Consider the following 4,115-nt stretch of genomic DNA (forward strand, 5'->3'; position numbering starts at 1 on the left):
CGTGGACGGTTATATCTACAAAGATGGTGTTAATGCCCCGAATCGCCGCCCGGGCGTCAGAATTAATTGCGGCACACCCAACAAAGACAAAGGGAATACATCTAATTCAGGGGACTGGGTATTTGGTGAGGATGGGATGCTGACATGCCCCGGCGCAGTCAGTCTCGGCACCACAAAGAAACTCACCATTGATTCTCAGAACACCTCAACCCTTGGGGCGCGACTTCATTTATGGGGCAATGTTGACCGGCCAACAGTACTCGAGTTTGGTGACGATACCAGCTATCACTTCTACTCCCAGCGCAATAAGGACGGTTCAATTTCCTTTGTCAGCCCCGGGCAGGTTATTCCTGGTAACTATGGCAACTTTGACCAGCGCTATAGCGTGAAATATCCCACCCAATTCCGCGTAGGCGCCCGGGTGACCTATAACGGCAGTGACTTTGGAGGCAAAGTCCCCCAGGGCGCAGTAAACATTAATAACTTCACCAATAACGATGACCGCATCAATGGTGTCCAGTACGCCTACCTTCAGTACAACCTGAACGGAAACTGGGTCAACTTCGCATAAGGATAAAACCATGAACAACTTAGGCATATTCAGCCATTACGCCCCTGAGTCACCACCCGTTCCGGGCGCGACATACGTCAAAAACGAAGATGGCACTGACTGGTACACCATAGCCTGGGACAAGGAGCGTATCGCGGGAAATATTTATGCCGGCACGGATACGGAGGGGAGGATTATTTGCGTCACAGATGACGGCAGCGCCTTATTCCCCGTCGATATGACCGTCTGGGAAATCCCGGTAGACGAAGCACCGGAAGGTATTCTGACCGATGGCTACAATGCCAGAATCATCGACGGCGTTTACATTCTCGACCAGGTCGTTATCGCCAGAGGCACGCAGTCCCATCTGCTGAAAGAGGCAAAAGATAAAATCGCCATTCTCCAGGATGCAGTTGATCTGAACATGGCAACAGAAGACGAAAAATTTCTGCTTATCGAGTGGAAAAAATACCGCGTGCTGCTGACGCGCATTAAACCGGAAGATGCGCCGGATATCGACTGGCCTGTGAAGCCTGAATAAAAAAAACGGCGCATCGGTACGGGATGCCCTGATGCGCCGCAAGTCAATCAAATCTTTCGTTAGGGATGTGGCGCAGCACCCAGTGCCCGCGGATGCTGCGCCATGTCCGGGAAGCCGGCTAAGGAACCGGACGGGATAATATTCATAACGGGAGTGGCAGAAGTCAACAGATGGTGGTGGCGCTAACCAGAATGACGATAACGATGCAGAAACAGGAATCTTGAAAGCGCCACCATTGAGGGTGGCGGTGCAATTTGGGGAAAACCGAACATCGCGAGATTAAGGTTTGAACTGCACCGCCATTGATAACGAGTTAGCACAGCACCGCATCCATGTGGAATCCTGCAAGCTGTGCTGTGTCTGGAAACCAATGAAAAAACCAGACGGATTCATCTTCAGAACGGATGCCCTGAATGTCAATAAAGGGCATAAATGCAGCATTAATAACGAAGGGGATCACTTTGAGAAATCATTCTGCATTACCGGTAATACCCTGGGTTGGTGGTAAGCGTAAGCTGGCAAAAACCATTTTGCCGTTGTTTCCTGAGCACACCTGCTACGTGGAGCCGTTCTGTGGTGGCGCGGCGTTATTCTTTATGAAACAACCGTCTGACGTGGAAGTGCTGAACGATATCAACAGCGATATCGTGAATCTTTACCGTGTTGTGCAGAATCATCTCGAGGAGTTTTTAAAACTGTTTAAATGAGCTTTAATTAGCCGGGAGATCATCGACTGAGCTGCGGACACGGGTGGTTATGACAAAGAAACCGTGCAGGATGTGATGCTGGGGGCTGGGGAAAACGCTTCGGATATGTTCACCCATAGAGCGTTTTGTGTAAGGATGTCTGCAGACAAGCAGGATTGCGAGGGTATATATGGAAAAGCTAACACTGACGAGAAAGGAAGCCGCTGAGCTACTTGGTATCTCTACAGCTACCGTAACTCAATGGATTCTTGATGGCAGACTCAAAGCATATCGGGTCAGCAATCGGCCCAAGTCACCGTATCTTTTCACTCGCGAGGATTGTATGGCCGCATTGCGGGCTGTACCGGTTGAACCCACCAACCTAAGGAACAAAGAGCGGAAGGTTGAAGCTGAGGTGGAGTTTACGAGGCGTCAGAAGGATGTGAATAAAAAATTGCGCCAGATGCTAAATATGCCAGAGCGTGAATAACGTTAGTGAGAACAACAGTTAGTCATTGCGTTGCTTGTTTTAACTGCCATTTTCTTTAGCTTCTTTCCCAGATGGAAATAATCCCCGTATGACGCCGAGAAATGCAGCAAAAAGATTTAGAGTTGAAGCTGTAGTTATAGCTATCAGAACTTGATCAGAAATAACATCTTTCCCTACACATTTCCCTACAGCAGAAAGGAGAATGACGACCGCCCACCAGTAAAGCCCATACTTTGCTACCTTGTAAGCTTTATTAGCATATGTTTCGCGTAAATTAATAAGCTGTTGCTGCCTATCATTCTCTAATTCCTTACCTCTGGTATCAAGTTGCTCAACTGCATTAGCCAACGATTCCAAGGCACTTTTGAGATCGTCATATGCTTTTTCATCGGGTTCTCTTTCGCCCTCAAGTATCTGCTGTTCTAAAGATGATTTGTTATCGGAAACGATAGCACTAGCTCTTTCGACCTTTTGTCTGGCTCGTTGCAAAAGGCCTTCTAGAGCTTCCTTTTTTTCCTTTAAGGGAAGTTTAGGATCAATCACCCAGTCCCAACTCCTTAGCAGTACAGTCTCTTATAACCTCGTTGGGAATTATAAGATTACGTGGCTCTCCACCACCATGTTCTTCCATGATAGTGTGCCAAGCCGAGCCGGGGCGATGGGTAAGGTTAGAAAGCGCTATAGCACTTTGATCCCCATATGCTTCGAGAACATAATCAACAATATCAGCAGTCAGCTCATCGTCTGCTGATATGTGAGGAGTCACATATTTAAATTCTATGAGAGCAGTTGGATCATCATCCCATTTCAGCTCTGTGCCAGGCTTAGTAATATTTGTTGAGCCGTATCCTTTGAACTCGTGATAGATCGACTCAATGACGGGACCATAACGCCAAGCAAAAACACGGTCATTGACTAATGGCTTGTTGGTCATCACAAGCGACCAAGCATGTGCATAAAAAACAAGCTTTTGTAGTTTCATAGGTGTCAGGTCTTTGATGCCCTTAGCCTTTGCCTTCTCAATGAAGGCATTTGCAACTGCGATGGCCGAATAAGCCATAACTGCCTCCTTGTGCTGTATGAAGTTACAGTTGTAATGAAGTGGTTTTACCTCATAGGTAAACTTTAGTACATAGTAATAAGTTTCTACTGATGAGTCACTTGAAATTGGATGGAATTACTATCTAAAAGTGCTATTGAGATAGCAGAAAATCCATTTAATATTTACTTGCACGACAAAAAACACTGGTTAGTTGTGGTTTTCATTTTTCAACCCTAGATGTAGTGTCTATCACAACATTTTCAAGTGAATGCTCGACTAATCACGCGTCAGCCACATATCGGATTCCTCAAACATCTCCTCCAGCATGCGGTTGAGTGCATGCAAGCCCCTTCGATACACCTTGCATGCTGGGACAGGGTTACTCCCCGTAATGCTGTGAACTTCCCCTCTTAAAGAGGGTTAGTCATTTTCGCAGCTCTCTACGTTATCCGTCGAAACCCCTGAGCCGAAGCAGTGTTGGTGTTAAGGCGAACCCGAATACTGTTCGTGTTTGTCGCTCGCCAATTCTAACGATTCGTTATAATCAAGTTGCTTCAATGAGTTGCGATGTCCATACGTTAAACGTACGCAGCTGTTTAAACTCGGCGGATACCGTGTTTGTTTTGCGAGCCCATAATGCTAACCCACACCTTAAAGCATCGACCCCGAAAACAGCCGTTTTACGTTCTTCAATTGTAACAATTTCGCAGCATATTTTAAATCCTCAAACCACCCACCATCAGATCTCCCGCTTCACTTTCTCTCAATGAACCCCCGGTATACACTGTCTGAAATTTGTGCGAAAT

At 46.7% G+C, this 4,115-nt stretch carries 4 protein-coding genes and 2 pseudogenes; 4 read left to right on the forward strand and 2 right to left on the reverse strand.

What is annotated here, in order from left to right:
• The 4 genes and pseudogenes from VF709_RS24585 to VF709_RS24600 form a co-directional block, all read left to right on the forward strand.
• Positions 1-571 (forward strand): annotated as a pseudogene (locus VF709_RS24585) (hypothetical protein); the annotation flags it as partial.
• A 10-nt stretch (positions 572-581) separates the two neighbouring features.
• Positions 582-1,091: a tail fiber assembly protein gene (locus VF709_RS24590; protein WP_440232446.1), complete on the forward strand. Its 510-nt coding sequence runs from the start codon at positions 582-584 to the stop codon at positions 1,089-1,091.
• Positions 1,092-1,504: 413 nt separating this feature from the next.
• Positions 1,505-1,795 (forward strand): annotated as a pseudogene (locus tag VF709_RS24595) (DNA adenine methylase); the annotation flags it as partial.
• A 172-nt stretch (positions 1,796-1,967) separates the two neighbouring features.
• The gene (locus VF709_RS24600; RefSeq protein ID WP_440232447.1) at positions 1,968-2,267 is read left to right on the forward strand and encodes an excisionase family DNA-binding protein; all 300 of its coding nucleotides are present in this window, start codon (positions 1,968-1,970) and stop codon (positions 2,265-2,267) included.
• A gap of 39 nt (positions 2,268-2,306) precedes the next feature.
• Here VF709_RS24600 and VF709_RS24605 read toward each other — a convergent pair whose 3' ends face one another.
• Positions 2,307-2,810, reverse strand: coding sequence for a hypothetical protein (locus tag VF709_RS24605; protein ID WP_440232448.1), 504 nt, complete (start codon positions 2,808-2,810; stop codon positions 2,307-2,309).
• Entirely contained in the window at positions 2,803-3,327 is a 525-nt protein-coding gene (locus tag VF709_RS24610) for a Panacea domain-containing protein (protein WP_440232449.1), read from the reverse strand. The genes VF709_RS24605 and VF709_RS24610 overlap by 8 nt, the downstream gene beginning before the upstream one ends.
• Positions 3,328-4,115: the final 788 nt, after the last annotated feature.

It is taken from the genome of Enterobacter sp. Lyrl_3, from assembly GCF_051948675.1.
GTDB lineage: Bacteria > Pseudomonadota > Gammaproteobacteria > Enterobacterales > Enterobacteriaceae > Enterobacter > Enterobacter cloacae.

Bases quoted from the DNA above. Each gene is read 5' to 3' on its own strand.
- VF709_RS24590 (WP_440232446.1), top strand. From the start codon at position 582: ATGAACAACTTAGGCATATTCAGCCATTACGCCCCTGAGTCACCACCC.
- VF709_RS24600 (WP_440232447.1), top strand. From the start codon at position 1,968: ATGGAAAAGCTAACACTGACGAGAAAGGAAGCCGCTGAGCTACTTGGT.
- VF709_RS24610 (WP_440232449.1), bottom strand. From the start codon at position 3,327: ATGGCTTATTCGGCCATCGCAGTTGCAAATGCCTTCATTGAGAAGGCA.